The following is a 14,143-nucleotide window of genomic DNA, read 5'->3' on the forward strand; positions in this document are numbered from 1 at the left end:
GTGCAACTCAGCGTGGTTGCCACGAGTCACCCTCTGGAAACACGGATCGCCGTCCGCGCTTCGAGTCGCGTGGAAGGACCGGCGAAGGGACCGGTGGAGGGACTGGTGGAAGGACTGATGGACGTCTCGGAAAGACGCCGGGGCCGTAGCGCCCCGCTGATCGCCGTGGCCGCCGTACTGGGCGTGGTCGCGGGTACCTGCGCCGGTTACGCCGTCCAGGCCGGGCGCGAGCCCACGCCGCTGCCGTCGCTGTCGCAGCCCTCGCTGGGGCGGGCCGAGGGCGAGGTGCCGGTGCTGTCGGCGGCCCTGGACCCCGAGGTGCGCACCGAAGGGGATCTGCGCGAACTGCTGGTGGAGAAGCCGAAGGGGGCGAAGGACGCCCCGTGGCTGATGGGCGTCGACGGCTGGGAGGACATCGCCGCCTACGCCAATGACTTCACCGAACCTGGGACCAAGTTCGGCTATCTGGTCGCGGCCGAGTTCCGCAGGTCGGCCACCGTCGGCTGGGAGCAGGACGCCACCTTCGTCCGGGTACGGCTGGTGCAGTTCCACAACGAGGGCGCGCTCGAATCGGCCAACTCGTTCAGCACCCACCTCCGCTGGGCGGACGCCGGCGCGGACGCCCGTACCGTCCGCCGGAGCATCCCCGGCACCGGCGAGGGCACGGTCTACCTCCCCCGGGAGCCGGTCGTGAGGCCGGGTGGGGTGCGGATGTACTGGGCCCAGGCGCACGCCTGGCGGGGCGACATCGCCATGGAGATCTGGGTGGACGCCGAGCGGCCGATCCCCGAGAAGCTGATGGTGGAGCTGGCCGGGCGACAGATGGAGCGGCTGTGAGCGGGACGGGACGGGGACGGCGGATCGCCGCCGTGACAGGAGCGGTCCTGGTCGCCGGGGCGGTGCTCGCAGGGGTCGGCGCGACCGTGCTGACCGTGCGGGACGCCGACCGGGACGCGGGCGCGCCGCGCTGGCGGTTCCCGGAGGCCACCGAGGAGCGGGCCGGCGAGCCGGAGCCGGACGGACTCGCCGGGATGCTGGTGCCGTACGGGGCGGACGGCGGCTGGTACCGGGGGCCGGACATCGCGCACTACGGCCATGACGCCGAGCTGAGCGGCGCCCAGGCCATGGCGCTGCGCAAGGAGTCCCTGCGCTCGCTGCCCCGCGCACTCCGCGAGGACCTGGAGGCGGCGATCGACCGGCAGGGCAGCGAGGGCATCGCCCTGCGCAGCTACGCCAGCTCCCATCCGGGGTTCTACGCCGTGGATGAGGACGCCTTCACGGCGACCGTCGTCCTGGAGCGCCGGGCGGACCGGGCGGCGGTCCAGCGGGCCTCGCGCGAGCAGCGCGACCTGTTCGAGGCGCTGTCGGCGGAGGCGGGGCCGAAGATCAAGGGGCACCCGGACGCCGGGTGCTTCGTCCTGCCCGAAGGCGAGGACGGCGAGGCCGGCGAGGGCGGTGCGGCGCAGGCCGCGGGGATCATCGGGGTCTACTGCTCGGCTGCGGTCGGTGACGTGCTGGTGACGGTCGTCGCCCACGGCGCCGAAGACTTCTACCAGGACACGCTGGCCGGTTTCGTCCGCGTCCAGCTGGACCGGATCACCGACCCGGGGAAGGCGATATGAGCAGCGAGACGGAGAGCCGCACCGAGGACGGGGCCGACCGGTCCGACGGCGCGGCGGGGGCGGCCGTCCTCCCGTCCGGGAGCGGGGAGCGGCGGGAGCGGCGGGTGTGGCGGGCCGTGCTGCGCTGGACCGCCGCCGTGACCGTGTTCGCCGCCGCCGGGACGGCCACCGCGTACCAGATCACCGGCATGACCCGGACCGACGTACCGGGGCTGGCTACCGCGTCCGACGGGCGGTGGGCCTATCCGGAGCTGACCCGGCCGCCGCTGCCGTCCGGGAGCCCCGGACCGTTCGCCGAGGACAACCCGGCCGGGGCCCAGCACGCCGATCTGCGGGCCCTGGTGCTGCCCGCGCCGGCCGGGGCGGTGGAGGACAAGGCGCTGCGCGGCGACGACGGCTGGCTGCCGACCGAGGATTACCTCGCCGTGTATGCGGGCGAGGCCGACCGGGAGGCGCTCGGGCAGACCCTGACCGACACCGGGCTGCGGCACATCGCCGCCCGTGGCTGGACCACGCCGGACGGCACCCGCACCCGGATCTATCTGCTCCGCTTCGGCACGGCCGAGGTCGTGGACGTGGAGATCGCGACCGACGCCGTGGCCTTCGTGACGCCCGCGTACCAGCCGGTCGGGGCGCACGAGTCGGAGTACGACGAGTCGTTCCCGGAGCGGGCCCGGGTGCCGGACATCGAGCGCGTCGCCTACGCCGAGCCGGCGCCGTACGGCGCCGAGCAGGTGCGGCAGGCGTATCTGGCCGCCGGGAACGTGTACGCGGTGATCGTGCAGTCCCGTGCGGGCGGGGTGGCGGACGTGCCCTTCCACCAGACGGTCGTCCTGCAGAGCCAGCTGCTCGGCTGAGCGCCACCCCGCCGGGTCCCGGCGGGCCCACCTCGCAAGGAGGGCCCGGGGTCGGCCGCGTAAGCTGGGGTTCGGCCCCGTGCACGCCGTATCCGCTCACCAAGGAGCAATTCCGTGATCCTCTTCTTCGAAATTCTGCTGGCCCTGGTCTGCGTCGGCGTTCTCGCGTTCACCGGGCTGGCCGTGAAGAAGCTGTATCAGGGCCAGCGCTGACCCGTCCGCCCGGCCGCCCCCCCTCGTCCAGTCTCCCGAGGAACCACCGCTCATGATCGAGATCCCGTCCGACCTCCACAAGGACCTCGTCCCGCTCGCCTTTCTGCTCGGCAACTGGGCGGGCGCGGGCGTGCACGACTTCCCCGGCTCCGAGAAGTGCAACTTCGGGCAGGAGGTCGCCTTCACCCACGACGGCCGGGACTTCCTGGAGTACCAGTCGCACACCTGGGTGCTGGACAACGACGGCAACAAGGTGCGCCCGCTGGAGAGCGAGCACGGCTTCTGGCGGATCGAGGACACCCGCAAGGTCGAGGTCACGATGACCCGCGACGACGGTGTCATCGAGATCTGGTACGGCGAGCTGGCCCACCAGAAGCCGCAGATCGACCTGGTCACGGACGCGGTGGCGCGCACGGCGGCGTCCCGCCCCTACACCGGCGGCAAGCGGCTGTACGGCTACGTCAAGAGCGATCTGATGTGGGTCGGCGAGAAGCAGACGCCCGAGGTGGAGCTGCGGCCGTACATGTCCGCGCATCTGAAGAAGGTCGTCACGCCCGAGGACGTGGAGCGCTGGGCGAAGGCGCTGCCGGACGACATGCCGGACGACGGGATCGCCTTCTTCAAGTAGACGGACTTCCCGGAGCGCCGGGTGATTCCCTCCGGGCGTTCTAGACTTTCCGGTGTGGTGAGCACCGACTGGAAGAACGATCTGCGGCAGCGCGGCTACCGGCTGACCCCGCAGCGGCAACTCGTGCTCGAAGCCGTGGACACCCTGGAGCACGCGACCCCCGACGACATCCTGGGCGAGGTCCGCAGGACCGCCTCGGGGGTCAATATCTCCACGGTGTACCGCACGCTGGAGCTGCTGGAGGAACTCGGCCTGGTCAGCCATGCCCATCTGGGGCACGGGGCGCCGACGTACCATCTGGCCGACCGGCACCACCATCTGCATCTGGTGTGCCGGGACTGCACCGAGGTGATCGAGGCGGACGTGGAGGTGGCCGCCGACTTCACCGCGAAGCTGCGGGAGCAGTTCGGCTTCGACACCGATATGAAGCACTTCGCGATCTTCGGGCGCTGCCGGGACTGCGCCCGCAAGGCGTCCGCCGGGGGACCGGCCGCCAAGTCGTAGGCTTGGGGCCATGAAGAGCCCTTTGCTGACCCTTCCCGGCGCGGTTCCCGCCGAGGGTGTGGACGAAGGAGTCGCCGCGCACTACGGCGACCTCTTCCGTGAGCAGCGCGCCCTGGCCGACGGCACCGGATTCGTGGACCTCTCGCACCGGGGGGTCGTCGCCGTGTCCGGTGAGGACCGGCTGAGCTGGCTGCATCTGCTGCTCACCCAACATGTCAGCGACCTCCCTCCGGGACAGGCGACCGAGGCGCTGGTGCTGTCCGCGAACGGACATATCGAACACGCGCTGTATCTGGTCGACGACGGTACGACGACCTGGGCCCATGTCGAGCCGGGCACACAGGGGGCGCTGATCGCCTACCTGGAGTCGATGAAGTTCTTCTACCGGGTCGAGGTCGAGGACCGCACCGAGAGCCACGCGGTGGTGTATCTGCCCGCCGGGTCGATCGCCGGGATCGCCGACGACGTGGTCGTACGGGAGACCGCGTACGGGCGGGATCTGTTCCTGCCCAGGGAGCGGCTGGAGGAGTTCGCCGCGGCGGCCGGTCCGGCGGCGGGGCTGCTGGCGTACGAGGCGCTGCGGGTCGAGCAGCACCGGCCGCGGGTCGGGTTCGAGACCGACCACCGGACCATTCCGCACGAGCTGGGGTGGATCGGGGGCGCGGTGCATCTCCAGAAGGGGTGCTACCGGGGGCAGGAGACGGTGGCGCGGGTGCAGAACCTGGGGAAGCCGCCGCGGAGGCTGGTGTTTCTGCATCTCGACGGGAGTGAGGTGCATCTGCCCGCGCCGGGGACGGAGCTGCGGGTGGCGGAGGCGCCGGGGGAGCCGGAGGGGCGGAAGATCGGGTTCATCACTACGTCTGTGCGCCATCATGAGCTGGGGCCGGTGGCGTTGGCGCTGGTGAAGCGGAGTGTGGCTTTGGATGCGGTGCTTTTGGCGGGGTCCACTGCTGCGGCGCAGGAGGTTGTTGTCGCGCCTTAGGGGGTGGGGGGTTCGGTTGTGGGGCGGGTGCGGGTGGGTGGGGGCTGGTCGCGCAGTTCCTCCCCCAGAGGGGGTACCCCCAGCGCCCCTAACAGCCTGCGGTCCTCCCGGCGTCATGCCGGAAAGCTCCGGTGTGCTTCACAGCTCCAGCAGGACCGTGAACGGGCCGTCGTTGGTGAGGGTTACTCGCATCTGGGCGCCGAAGCGGCCCGTTTCCACCGTTGCTCCCAAGGTGCGGAGTTGGGTGACGACCTCCTCGACCAAGGGTTCGGCGACCGGGCCCGGGGCCGCCGCGTTCCAGGTGGGGCGGCGGCCCTTGCGGGCGTCGCCGTACAGGGTGAACTGGCTGATCACCAGCAGGGGGGCCGCCGCGTCGCTGCATGAGCGTTCGTCGGTCAGGATGCGCAGTGTCCAGAGTTTGCGGGCCAGTTGCGCCGCCTTCTCCCTGGTGTCCTCGTGGGTCACGCCGACCAGGACGCACAGGCCCTCGCCCCGGATCTCGCCCACCGTCGCGCCGTCCACGACGACGCTCGCCCCGTCCACCCGCTGCACCACCGCTCGCATACGACCATCATGCCGGGTCCGGATCACGCTTCTGGCAACCCCCCATCTGGGGCCGATCGGGGGCACTCGGTCACATAGCGGCCACTTGGGGTGGCACGATGCTTGCCACACGCCGGTCGAGGGGACGGTTGAGGCACATGAGCACACCGAGCACAGGGCAGCCGCCCGGCCCAGTCTCGCTGACACGCGCGGCGCAGCCGCCCGCACAGCGCACCGACAGCGCCGCGCCGCCCCCGGCGGTACCGGCGCTGCCGGTCACGGCCGAGCCCGAGCTGACCGCGCTGAGCCTGCCCGAGCTGCGCACCCTGCGCCGGGACGCGCAGCGGGACGAGGCCGACCTGAGTTATGTGCGGCGGCTGCTCCAGGGCCGGATCGACATCCTCCGGGCGGAGCTGGCCCGGCGCGGCGGCGCCTCCCCGGTGGCGCCCGGCGAGGCGCCGCTGCTGGAGCGGCTGCCGGAGATCCTCACCGACGCGCCCGCCCGGCAGCGTCAGTCCGCCCGCCATGTCACGCTGGGCACCCCGCAGGGCGAGGAGTACCGGCGGCTGGCCGCCGAGATGCTGGCCGAGGTCGAACTGTCCGCGCTGGACGCCCGTACCGATCCGGAGCTGACCGCGGCCATGGGCCGGCTGGTCCGCTATGAGCAGCAGGTCTCGCGGCGCCGCCAGAGCCTCCAGCGGACCACCGACGAGTGCAGCGCGGAGATCGCCCGCCGCTACCGCGACGGAGAGGCCCAGGTCGACGATCTGCTGGTGTAGAGGGCGGGGTCGGGCGTCGCGGTAAATGGCTGTGACGGGCGTGCGGGTGACCTTTACCGTGGGGCCATGAGCCCCAGCGACGACATCGCCGTACGCCCGATCGCCCCCGACGAGGTCGCGGAGTGGGCCCGCGCTCTGCGGACCGGGTTCCTGCGCAGCCCCGAGGTGACCGAGGCGGAGGCCGCGGACCGGGCGTCGTACGTGGATCTGGACCGTACGCTCGGCGCCTTCGACGCGGGGCGCTGTGTGGCGACCTTCCGGACCTTCTCGCAGCAGCTCACCGCGGTCGGTGGACGCGCGGTCGCCGCCGACGCCATCTCCAATGTCACCGTCACCGCCACCCACCGCCGCCGCGGTCTGCTGACCCGGATGATGCGCCAGGACCTGGCGGCGGCCCGGGAGCGCGGTGACGTGGTCGCCACGCTGATCGCCGCCGAGTACCCGATCTACGGGCGGTACGGCTTCGGTCCGGCCGCCGGGCTCGCCCAGTGGACCATCGACGTGCCGCGGGCCGGGCTCGACCGGCGGCGCCCGGCGCCGGACGACGGGGGACGGATCGACCTGGTCGAGGGCGAGGACATCCGCAAGCTCGGCCCCGAACTGCACGAGCGGCTGCGCCGGACACTGCCCGGTGTGATCGACCGCGACGAACGCTGGTGGAACGTTTCGACGGGGGTCGTACGACCGGACCCGGCCGCCTGGAGCGAGCCCTTCTACGCCGTCTACCGCTCGCCGGACGGCGAGGTGGAGGGCTATGCGTCCTACGCGGTGGACGACATGTGGGGGGACCGCAAGCAGCCGCAGAACACGGCCACCGTGCGCGACCTGATCGCCGTCACCCCGGCCGCCGAGCGCGCCCTGTGGCGCTATGTCTGCTCCATCGACTGGATCACCTACGTCAAGACCGGCCGCCGCGGGCCGGACGACCTGCTCCCCGACCTGCTGCCCGACCCGCGTGCCGCGCTGCTCACCAGCCACTCGGACTGGTTGTGGGTGCGGCTCCTGGACGTCGTGAAGGCGCTGGAGGCGCGGACCTACGGCGCCGAGGGCGCGCTGGTGCTGGAGGTCGGCGACGCGTCCGGGCTGGGCGGCGCGGGGCGGTACCGGCTGGAGGCGTCCGAGGAGGGCGCGTCCTGTGCGCCGACCACCGAGAGCGCCGATCTCACGCTGGACCTCGCCACACTGAGCGCGCTGTGGCTCGGCGATGTGTCCGCGGTACGGCTGGCCGCGCTCGGGCGGGTCGGGGAAGAACGAGCGGGCGCCGCCCGGAAGGCCGACGCCCTGCTGCGTACGTCCAGGCGGCCTTGGTGCCCGGACATTTTCTGAGCGGCTCCTCTCTGCCGGTGACGGGGGATCACGCATCCGTGGCGTGGTGGTGCTGTTCGGTTGTGGCTGTGCCGGTGTGTTCAGTTGTGGCTGTGCCGGTGTATGCGGTTGTGGCGGTGCTCGGGACCGTATGCGGTTGTGGCGGTGCGCATCCGTAGCTGGTGGTGCTTGCCGTGCTCTTCAGTTGTGGCTGTGCCGTGTGGTGCAGGGCTTCTGTGTGCGGACCGGCCGGACTCCCGGCTCCCCTCCGGATGGGAACCCGGTCGGTAGGACTGACACCCCCGATGGCCAACACTCCTAGAGTATGACCATGTTGTGGAAGTTGGCGACCAACTTCACTGTAGTTATCTCCTCTTGGATCGGCTCATAACCACCTCTTCTTGAACTGTCTGAAGATGGCGGGAAGTTGTAGTGTTTTGGTCGTGGACCCGGAACACGGCTCCGTCAATGGGGGAAATCGGCCACTGCCGTCCCCGCCGTCCCCACGGCCCCAGGGGCCCCACCTGACACCGCGCGAGGTCGCCGAGGCGCTGCGCGCCCGGATCAGGTCCGGGGAGCTGCGGCCGGGCCAGCGCATGCCCACCCAGGCGCGGCTCGCCGCGGAGTTCGGGGTCGAGCGCGGGGCCGTCCGCCAGGCGCTGCGGCTGCTTCAGGCGGAGCGGCTGCTGATCAATGTATCCAAGGGCAGTCCCGCGACCGTGGCACCGGTCCCGGGGCGGATGCCGACCGGTCCGTTCGAGGCGCCGCAGCCCACCACGGTGGCGCTGGCGCCGAGGATCGCGGAGGCGTTCGCGGCACCGCATGTGGAGATCGACGCGCTGTGTCTGACCTCGATCTCGCTGACCCTGGCCATCGGTGAGCCGTTGCGCCGTATTCACGCGGGGGAGCTGAAACCGGCCAAGGTCGATGTGCGGGTGCTGCTGCCCTCGCGCGATATCGACCTGGCGTTTCCGCGTCCGGTGGACGACCTGGGCGGGCGTGATCCCGTGCATCGGGGCTGGCTGGCGCAGCGCAACGCGCAGGGGCAGGTGCTGAAGCACAATCTGCTGGCGCTGCGGGCGACCCATGGCATCGAGGTCCGGGTCACCTACCGGGCGCTGCCCTTCACCCCGCCGGTGAAGCTGTATCTGCTCAACGGGCGGGAGGCGCTGTTCGCGTACTACACGCTGACCCGGCGGGAGGAGGAGGTCGGGCAGGAGCAGCTGGAGATGTACGACGCGGAGGGCACGCGGTCGATGCTGTTCGCCTTCGACCAGGCGGGGGATGTGCGGGACACGCGGTTCGTGGAGCAGTCGCGGGTGTGGTTCGACGCGCTGTGGGAGACGATCAGTTCGGACCTGCTGCTGACCGATTGACCGGTCGGTTGCCTGACCGGTCGGCTGCTTCACCGGTCGGTCGCCTGACCGGTCGGTTGCTCGACCGGTCAAGCGGTGTCACATGGCCGGGCCGGTGACCAGCAGGGCCAGCAGGACGGCGCCGACCGAGGCGAGGGTCGGGTTCTTGGCCTTGAGGCCGATGCTCAGGAGCAGCAGTCCGACGATGCCCGTGGTGCCGTACTTCCACTGGACCAGTTGCTCGAACCCGATGACGAAGACGGCGGAGAGGAGGGCGAGGACAGGCATGGCTGATCTCCCTTCGGACAGCCGGGACGGCGGGTCGGGCGGGGCGGCGGGGCCGGCGGGGACCGCGCGGAGCGGTGGGGCGCCGGAGAGGGTGGCGGCGACGGAGGAGGCGAGTATTCCGCCAACTCCGTTAAGTTGGTTACCAACTCTGTAGTAGTTGTCCCCACTTGGCGGCTGGGTATAAACAACTTCCCGTCAACTCCCACCATCCCAATTGAAGTTGTAGCGTTTGGTCGTGACCCAGGAGAACGTGGCAGTGAACGGCAGCAGACGGCGTACCGCCCAGGAGATCGCCGACGTCCTGCGCGCGCGCATCCAGAGCGGCGAGCTGAAGGCCGGCGACCGGCTGCCCACACAGGCCGAACTCGCCGAGGAGTTCGGCGTGGAGCGGGGCACGGTCCGACAGGCGCTGCGCGTTCTCCAGCAGGACGGTCTGCTCAGCAATGTCAGCAAGGGCAGCCCGCCGCGGATCGCCCGCCAGGCGCCCCCCGGCGAGGACCCCCGGCCGACGGCGGTCGGTCTGGCGCCCCGGCTGATGGCGGCGTTCGCCGCGCCCCGGGTCCGGATCGACGCGGTGTGCCTGACCACCGAGACCCTGATCCTGGCCCTCGGCGAGCCCCTGCGCCGTATCCACGCGGGCGAACTGAGCCCGCAGTCCATCGACGTACGGCTGCTGCTGCCGTCCCGGCATATCGATCTGGCGTTCCCGACGCCGGTCAGCGGGGACGACGAGTCCGTGCACCGGCGGTGGCTCGCCCAGCGCAACTCCCAGGGCCATGTCCTGCGGCACAACCTCCGCGCGCTGCGCGGCTCGCACGGCATCGATGTGACGGTCCGCTTCCGGGCGCTGCCCTTCACCCCGCCGCTGAAGCTGTTCGTGCTCAACGAGGCCGAGGCGCTGCTCTCGTACTACACGATCACCCGGCGCGAGGCGGCCACCGACAGCGGGACGCTGGAGCTGTACGACACGGTCGGCCCGGACGCGGTCCTCTTCTCCTTCCTGGCGCGGACGGGGCAGCGGGACGCGGCCTTCGTCTCCGAGTCCCAGAAATGGTTCGACGCGCTCTGGGAAACCATCACCACAGATCTGACCCTCGGCTGACCCCGGGCCCCCCAGGAGTACGCAGGAGTACGGCAGTGAACGGCAGCAACGACCACGGACCCCACCCCCACCCCCATCCTGACGACCAGACCGACGCCGGTGCCGCCGTCGACGCCGAGGATGTGCGCATGACCCCCCAGGAGATCGCCGACGCGCTGCGCGAGCGCATCCAGAGCGGCGAACTGAAGGCGGGACAGCGCCTGCCCACCCAGGCGGACCTGGTGGAGGAGTTCGGCGTGGAGCGCGGCACGGTCCGCCAGGCGCTGCGGGCCCTCCAGGACGACGGTCTGCTCAGCCATGTCAGCAAGGGCAGTCCGCCCCGGATCGCCGAGACCCACGCCGGTCCGGGACGCTCCCGCGCCGCCCGGGTGGTCCTCATCTCCTATCTGGCGGAAGCCTTCCGCGCCCCGCATGTGCGGATCGACGCCGTGTGCTTCACCGCGGAGACCCTGCTGTGGGCGATCGGCGAGATGTGCACGGCGGTGGGGCGGGGGGAGGCGCGCCCGGAGTCGGTACGGGTGCGGTGTCTGCTGCCGGGCGGCGAGGTGCGGCTGCCGTATCCACGGCCGTCGGACGGTGACGCCGGACGCTGGGACGCCATGGAGGACCGGATGAAACAGCAGATCAAGGACCAGCAGAACGTCATGCAGTTCTATCTGACCTCGGTCATGGGCGAGTACGGCGTCGACGCCCAGGTCGCCTTCAGGACGCTGCCGTTCGTGCCCTCCGTCAAGCAGTATGTGCTCAACGGTTCCCTCGTGCTCCAGGGCAACTACCAGGTGGTCAGCGGGGTGTACGAGGACCTGCCGGACGTGGGGCCGTTCGAGGCGGTGGACGTCAAGGGGTTCGACTCGCCGCTGTTCGAGTTCCGGCACGACCGTGGCGGCCAGGACGCGGCGATGGTCGAGGACACCCAGAATTGCTTCGATGCCCTCTGGGAATCGAGCTGAGCGAGGCGGACACTCTGCGGGTGACTGCTGAGACGGAGAAGTCGGACCGGGTGCGGCGCGAGGCCGAGACGCTGGGCGCGCTGATCGCCGACATCCGGTATGTCCTGTTCGATTTCGATGGACCGGTGTGCCGGTTGTTCGCCGGGTATCCGGCCTCGGACATCGCGGCCGACCAGGTGACATGGCTGACGGCGCAGGGGCTGCTCAGCCTGCTCACCGCGGAGGAACTGCGCAGCCCGGACCCGAACGACGTACTGGCCAGTCTGGCCGCCCGGCATCCGGACACCGATCTGATCCTCGCCCTGGAGGAGCACCTCACCCTGCGCGAGCTGGAGGCGGCGCGCAGCGCCTGGCCCACTCCGTTCGCGGACCCCCTGATCCGTACCTGGGTGGCGACCGGCGCCCGGCTGGCCGTCGTGACCAACAACTCGGCCCGCACGGTGGAGCGGTATCTCACCGGCCGTGGCCTGCTGTCCTGTTTCGCCCCGCACCTCTACGGCCGTACCTCGCGGCTGCATCTGCTCAAGCCGCACCCGGACACGCTCCACCGGGCGCTGCGCGCGCTGGGGGCGTCGGGCGGGAGCACCCTGATGATCGGGGACAGCTCCACCGACTATCTCGCCGCCCGCAGCGCCGGGGTGCGCTTCCTCGGGTACGCGAGCAGCGAGCGGGCGCTGCTGCGGCTGCGGAACGCCGGGGTCCAGGAGGACCACATCCTCCGCTCCCTGGAACCGCTGCTGACCGCGGTACGGGGACGCTAGGGCCGGTCCCGGCGGCTCAGCGCAGGGAACGGGCTGCGGTGATCAGCGCGAGGTGGGAGTCCGTCACCGCGTCCGCGCCCCGGTCGCGCATGGCCGCGGCCCGCCGGGGACTCCGGGTGAGCCCGAGGAAGGGCGTCCCGGCTGCCTGGGCGGCGGTCAGATCGGTGAGCTGGTCACCGATCAGCAGACAGCGCCGGGGCGGGAGACCGAGCCGGTCCGACGCCCGGACGAGCACCTCCGGGTCCGGCTTCATATGGCGGAGTTCCGCGGGGTCGCGTCCGTGGACCGCCTCGAACATCCCCGCCAGCCCATGGGCCTCGAGGAACCCGGCGATGGGGTCCTCGGCGTTGTTGCTGACGATCACCAGCCGTTTCCCGGCGGCGGTGAGCGCCTCCAGCAGCTCGGCGATCCCCGGGGCGGGGCGGGCCTTCAGTGCCGCGCGGTACTCCTGCCGCGTCACGATGGCCTCCGCCTCGACCAGCGCCGCCGGGTCGCGCGGCACCGGGCCGGGCCGGTCGTACATGTCCCGGACGCGCTGGAGGATCTGATGGGAGTCCTCGCAGCCCCGCACATCCGGGTCCAGCGGGCCCCACAGCGCCCCGACCGCCGCTCTGATCCTCGCCGCGGTGTCCCCGGTGGAGGCGCCGCCGAAGAGGTCGGTCACCGGGCCGTCGAAGTCGAAGAGCACCGCAGTCACGCGATCGAGCAGCCCCCGCAGGGCGTTCTGATCACTCGGCGCGTCGCTCATGCCCCTCCTCCCGGCCGCCCGGTGCCAGTGTGAACCACGCTGAACGGCCCGGCCAGCACCGCACGTGGTGACAAGGGGGAGGCGCGCGGCCGTCGAGGTCGTACACGCGCGCGTCTCTTCGCCGTCCCGAAGGACCGTACGGCACGGGACGCGTGAGGCGGGAGCGGCGTGGTGCGGCGGGCGAGTACTGTGCTGCCACTTCTGCACCCTCCGGAAGGTCATGGGCGAGAGAAACAGGCAGAGACTGGCAATGTCATCGTCACCGTCGTCGACACCGTCACCGTCGTCGTCATCGTCACCGTCGTCGTCACCGTCACCGTCGTCACCGTCACCGTCGTCATCGGCGGCGTCGGCCGCGCCGGCTTCCGCCGCCTGGCTGGCCGCGGTCGGGATGAGCGCCGATCCGCACTCGGTCGTCGGGCCGCTCACGGGATACCACCACGAGACCTATGTCCTGCCGCTGCCCGAGGGCCAGGGCGGGCTCGGCGGCGGGCGGTGGAAGTGCCGTGAGCCGCGCGCCGGGCTGATGTGGTTCGACCGCCGGTGCTTCGGCTCCGAGGAGGAACTGCTCAAGGGGCTCGCCGGGCGGATCGACCGGATTCCCGACATCCTCGACGTGGGGGAGTTCGGTCTCCAGCGCTTTGTCGAAGGGGTGACGCTGGGCGCGCTGTACCCGTTCGACCAGGCCGTTCCGGACACGGTGGCCCAGCAGATCCTGGACCTCTTCGAGCAGTTGGCGGCGGTGGCGCCCGCGACGGTGACCGTGCCCCGGCGCTGCACCGCGCAGGACCGGCCGGACGACGGTGACAGCGCGGCCTTCCTGGACCGGCTCATCACCTTCGCCGAGAAGCAGGTGTACGCCGCCAATCTGCCGGTCTTCGAACATCTCTTCGCCGATCTCGGGCTGCACGAGGGCGCGTTCGGCGCGCTGCGCAAGCACGTGTCCGGTCTGAAGGAACGACCCTTCTGTCTGCTCCACGCCGATCTGCACCGCGAGAACTTCATCGTCGCCGACCAGGAACGCCTCTGGACGATCGACTGGGAACTGGCGATGCTCGGCGACCCGCTCTACGACCTGGCCACGCATCTGTATCTGATGCGCTACCCGCGCTGGCAGGAGGAGTGGATCACGAAGGGCTGGCAGGAGGCCGTCGAGCGGGTCCGCCCCGGCAGCTCCCACGGCCTGGCGGACGACCTCCCCCTGCTGATCGACTTCAAGCGGGCGCAGTCCGTCTTCACCGATGTGATCCGGGCCGCCCTGTCCCTGGACAACCGGGCCGACCCGCGCGGGCTGCGCCGCATCCAGGCCGGCTGGCGGCTGTACAAGATCTTGCTGGCCGCCGCTGAGCCGCTGGACCTGGACGCGGTGCCGAGCCCCTGGCGGATCGTCGGCGCGCTCACGAAGTGGCGGTCCGCGCGGCCGATGTGAGCGGGGGACGCCCGGACGTGGTGCACGGGAGACCGTTGCCCTTGTGCGGCAGCGGTCCCCCGTGGTCAAGTCGGGCA

Annotated in this window: 16 protein-coding genes; 13 read left to right on the forward strand and 3 right to left on the reverse strand. The window is 71.3% G+C overall.

Features of this window, described 5'->3' with window-relative positions; all coding sequences use genetic code 11:
• Positions 1-117 precede the first annotated feature (117 nt).
• The 6 genes from AB0D49_RS11655 to AB0D49_RS11680 all read left to right on the forward strand — a co-directional run bounded on the left by AB0D49_RS11655 (position 118) and on the right by AB0D49_RS11680 (position 4,806).
• Positions 118-837: a hypothetical protein gene (locus AB0D49_RS11655; RefSeq protein WP_362754739.1), complete on the forward strand. Its 720-nt coding sequence runs from the start codon at positions 118-120 to the stop codon at positions 835-837.
• Positions 834-1,622: a hypothetical protein gene (locus tag AB0D49_RS11660; protein ID WP_362754742.1), complete on the forward strand. Its 789-nt coding sequence runs from the start codon at positions 834-836 to the stop codon at positions 1,620-1,622. The genes AB0D49_RS11655 and AB0D49_RS11660 overlap by 4 nt, the downstream gene beginning before the upstream one ends.
• On the forward strand, positions 1,619-2,479 hold the full coding sequence (locus tag AB0D49_RS11665) for a hypothetical protein (RefSeq protein WP_362754745.1): 861 nt from the start codon (positions 1,619-1,621) through the stop codon (positions 2,477-2,479). The genes AB0D49_RS11660 and AB0D49_RS11665 overlap by 4 nt, the downstream gene beginning before the upstream one ends.
• Before the next feature lie 265 nt (positions 2,480-2,744).
• Entirely contained in the window at positions 2,745-3,320 is a 576-nt protein-coding gene (locus AB0D49_RS11670; protein WP_362754748.1) for an FABP family protein, read from the forward strand.
• 54 nt (positions 3,321-3,374) lie between these two features.
• Positions 3,375-3,824, forward strand: coding sequence for a transcriptional repressor (locus tag AB0D49_RS11675; protein WP_362754751.1), 450 nt, complete (start codon positions 3,375-3,377; stop codon positions 3,822-3,824).
• Positions 3,825-3,834: 10 nt separating this feature from the next.
• Positions 3,835-4,806 carry a folate-binding protein gene (locus AB0D49_RS11680; RefSeq protein ID WP_362754754.1) on the forward strand — a complete coding sequence of 324 codons (972 nt, stop codon included), beginning with the start codon at positions 3,835-3,837 and terminating at the stop codon, positions 4,804-4,806.
• A gap of 138 nt (positions 4,807-4,944) precedes the next feature.
• Here the strand turns inward: AB0D49_RS11680 and dtd are convergent, their stop codons facing one another.
• Complete coding sequence (gene dtd / locus AB0D49_RS11685) at positions 4,945-5,370, reverse strand: D-aminoacyl-tRNA deacylase (RefSeq protein WP_362754757.1); 426 nt, start codon at positions 5,368-5,370, stop codon at positions 4,945-4,947.
• A gap of 137 nt (positions 5,371-5,507) precedes the next feature.
• Here dtd and AB0D49_RS11690 point away from each other — a divergent pair, with 137 nt between their 5' ends.
• From AB0D49_RS11690 to AB0D49_RS11700, 3 genes are all read left to right on the forward strand, one after another.
• A complete protein-coding gene (locus tag AB0D49_RS11690) occupies positions 5,508-6,128 on the forward strand; it encodes an aerial mycelium formation protein (protein ID WP_362754760.1) in 621 nt (206 codons plus the stop codon).
• A gap of 66 nt (positions 6,129-6,194) precedes the next feature.
• Entirely contained in the window at positions 6,195-7,454 is a 1,260-nt protein-coding gene (locus AB0D49_RS11695) for a GNAT family N-acetyltransferase (RefSeq protein ID WP_362754763.1), read from the forward strand.
• Between the two features lie 416 nt (positions 7,455-7,870).
• Positions 7,871-8,809, forward strand: coding sequence for a winged helix-turn-helix domain-containing protein (locus AB0D49_RS11700; protein ID WP_362754766.1), 939 nt, complete (start codon positions 7,871-7,873; stop codon positions 8,807-8,809).
• A gap of 78 nt (positions 8,810-8,887) precedes the next feature.
• On the opposite strand, the gene AB0D49_RS11705 is transcribed toward AB0D49_RS11700, so the two are convergent.
• A complete protein-coding gene (locus AB0D49_RS11705) occupies positions 8,888-9,076 on the reverse strand; it encodes a hypothetical protein (RefSeq protein ID WP_362754769.1) in 189 nt (62 codons plus the stop codon).
• 229 nt (positions 9,077-9,305) lie between these two features.
• Between AB0D49_RS11705 and AB0D49_RS11710 the strand changes: the two genes are divergently transcribed.
• Genes AB0D49_RS11710 through AB0D49_RS11720 form a run of 3 tightly spaced genes read left to right on the forward strand, consistent with a single transcriptional unit; the run spans position 9,306 to position 11,889 of the window.
• Positions 9,306-10,178 (forward strand): GntR family transcriptional regulator, encoded by an 873-nt coding sequence (locus tag AB0D49_RS11710; protein ID WP_362754772.1) that lies wholly within the window; start codon positions 9,306-9,308, stop codon positions 10,176-10,178.
• Positions 10,179-10,213: 35 nt separating this feature from the next.
• Positions 10,214-11,128 carry a winged helix-turn-helix domain-containing protein gene (locus tag AB0D49_RS11715; protein WP_362754775.1) on the forward strand — a complete coding sequence of 305 codons (915 nt, stop codon included), beginning with the start codon at positions 10,214-10,216 and terminating at the stop codon, positions 11,126-11,128.
• A gap of 20 nt (positions 11,129-11,148) precedes the next feature.
• Positions 11,149-11,889, forward strand: a complete 741-nt coding sequence (locus AB0D49_RS11720; RefSeq protein ID WP_362754778.1) for an HAD hydrolase-like protein — start codon at positions 11,149-11,151, stop codon at positions 11,887-11,889.
• Positions 11,890-11,905: 16 nt separating this feature from the next.
• On the opposite strand, the gene AB0D49_RS11725 is transcribed toward AB0D49_RS11720, so the two are convergent.
• The gene (locus tag AB0D49_RS11725; protein WP_362754781.1) at positions 11,906-12,637 is read right to left on the reverse strand and encodes an HAD family hydrolase; all 732 of its coding nucleotides are present in this window, start codon (positions 12,635-12,637) and stop codon (positions 11,906-11,908) included.
• Between the two features lie 391 nt (positions 12,638-13,028).
• On the opposite strand from AB0D49_RS11725, the gene AB0D49_RS11730 reads away from it, so the two are divergent.
• Positions 13,029-14,066, forward strand: a complete 1,038-nt coding sequence (locus AB0D49_RS11730; protein WP_362754784.1) for a phosphotransferase — start codon at positions 13,029-13,031, stop codon at positions 14,064-14,066.
• Positions 14,067-14,143 lie beyond the last annotated feature (77 nt).

The organism is Streptomyces sp. NPDC048290 (assembly GCF_040652095.1).
In the GTDB taxonomy this organism is placed as follows: domain Bacteria; phylum Actinomycetota; class Actinomycetes; order Streptomycetales; family Streptomycetaceae; genus Streptomyces.

Bases quoted from the DNA above. Each gene is read 5' to 3' on its own strand.
- AB0D49_RS11690 (WP_362754760.1), top strand. From the start codon at position 5,508: ATGAGCACACCGAGCACAGGGCAGCCGCCCGGCCCAGTCTCGCTGACA.
- AB0D49_RS11705 (WP_362754769.1), bottom strand. From the start codon at position 9,076: ATGCCTGTCCTCGCCCTCCTCTCCGCCGTCTTCGTCATCGGGTTCGAG.
- dtd (WP_362754757.1), bottom strand. From the start codon at position 5,370: ATGCGAGCGGTGGTGCAGCGGGTGGACGGGGCGAGCGTCGTCGTGGAC.
- AB0D49_RS11725 (WP_362754781.1), bottom strand. From the start codon at position 12,637: ATGAGCGACGCGCCGAGTGATCAGAACGCCCTGCGGGGGCTGCTCGAT.
- AB0D49_RS11665 (WP_362754745.1), top strand. From the start codon at position 1,619: ATGAGCAGCGAGACGGAGAGCCGCACCGAGGACGGGGCCGACCGGTCC.
- AB0D49_RS11680 (WP_362754754.1), top strand. From the start codon at position 3,835: ATGAAGAGCCCTTTGCTGACCCTTCCCGGCGCGGTTCCCGCCGAGGGT.
- AB0D49_RS11670 (WP_362754748.1), top strand. From the start codon at position 2,745: ATGATCGAGATCCCGTCCGACCTCCACAAGGACCTCGTCCCGCTCGCC.
- AB0D49_RS11655 (WP_362754739.1), top strand. From the start codon at position 118: ATGGACGTCTCGGAAAGACGCCGGGGCCGTAGCGCCCCGCTGATCGCC.
- AB0D49_RS11730 (WP_362754784.1), top strand. From the start codon at position 13,029: ATGAGCGCCGATCCGCACTCGGTCGTCGGGCCGCTCACGGGATACCAC.
- AB0D49_RS11695 (WP_362754763.1), top strand. From the start codon at position 6,195: ATGAGCCCCAGCGACGACATCGCCGTACGCCCGATCGCCCCCGACGAG.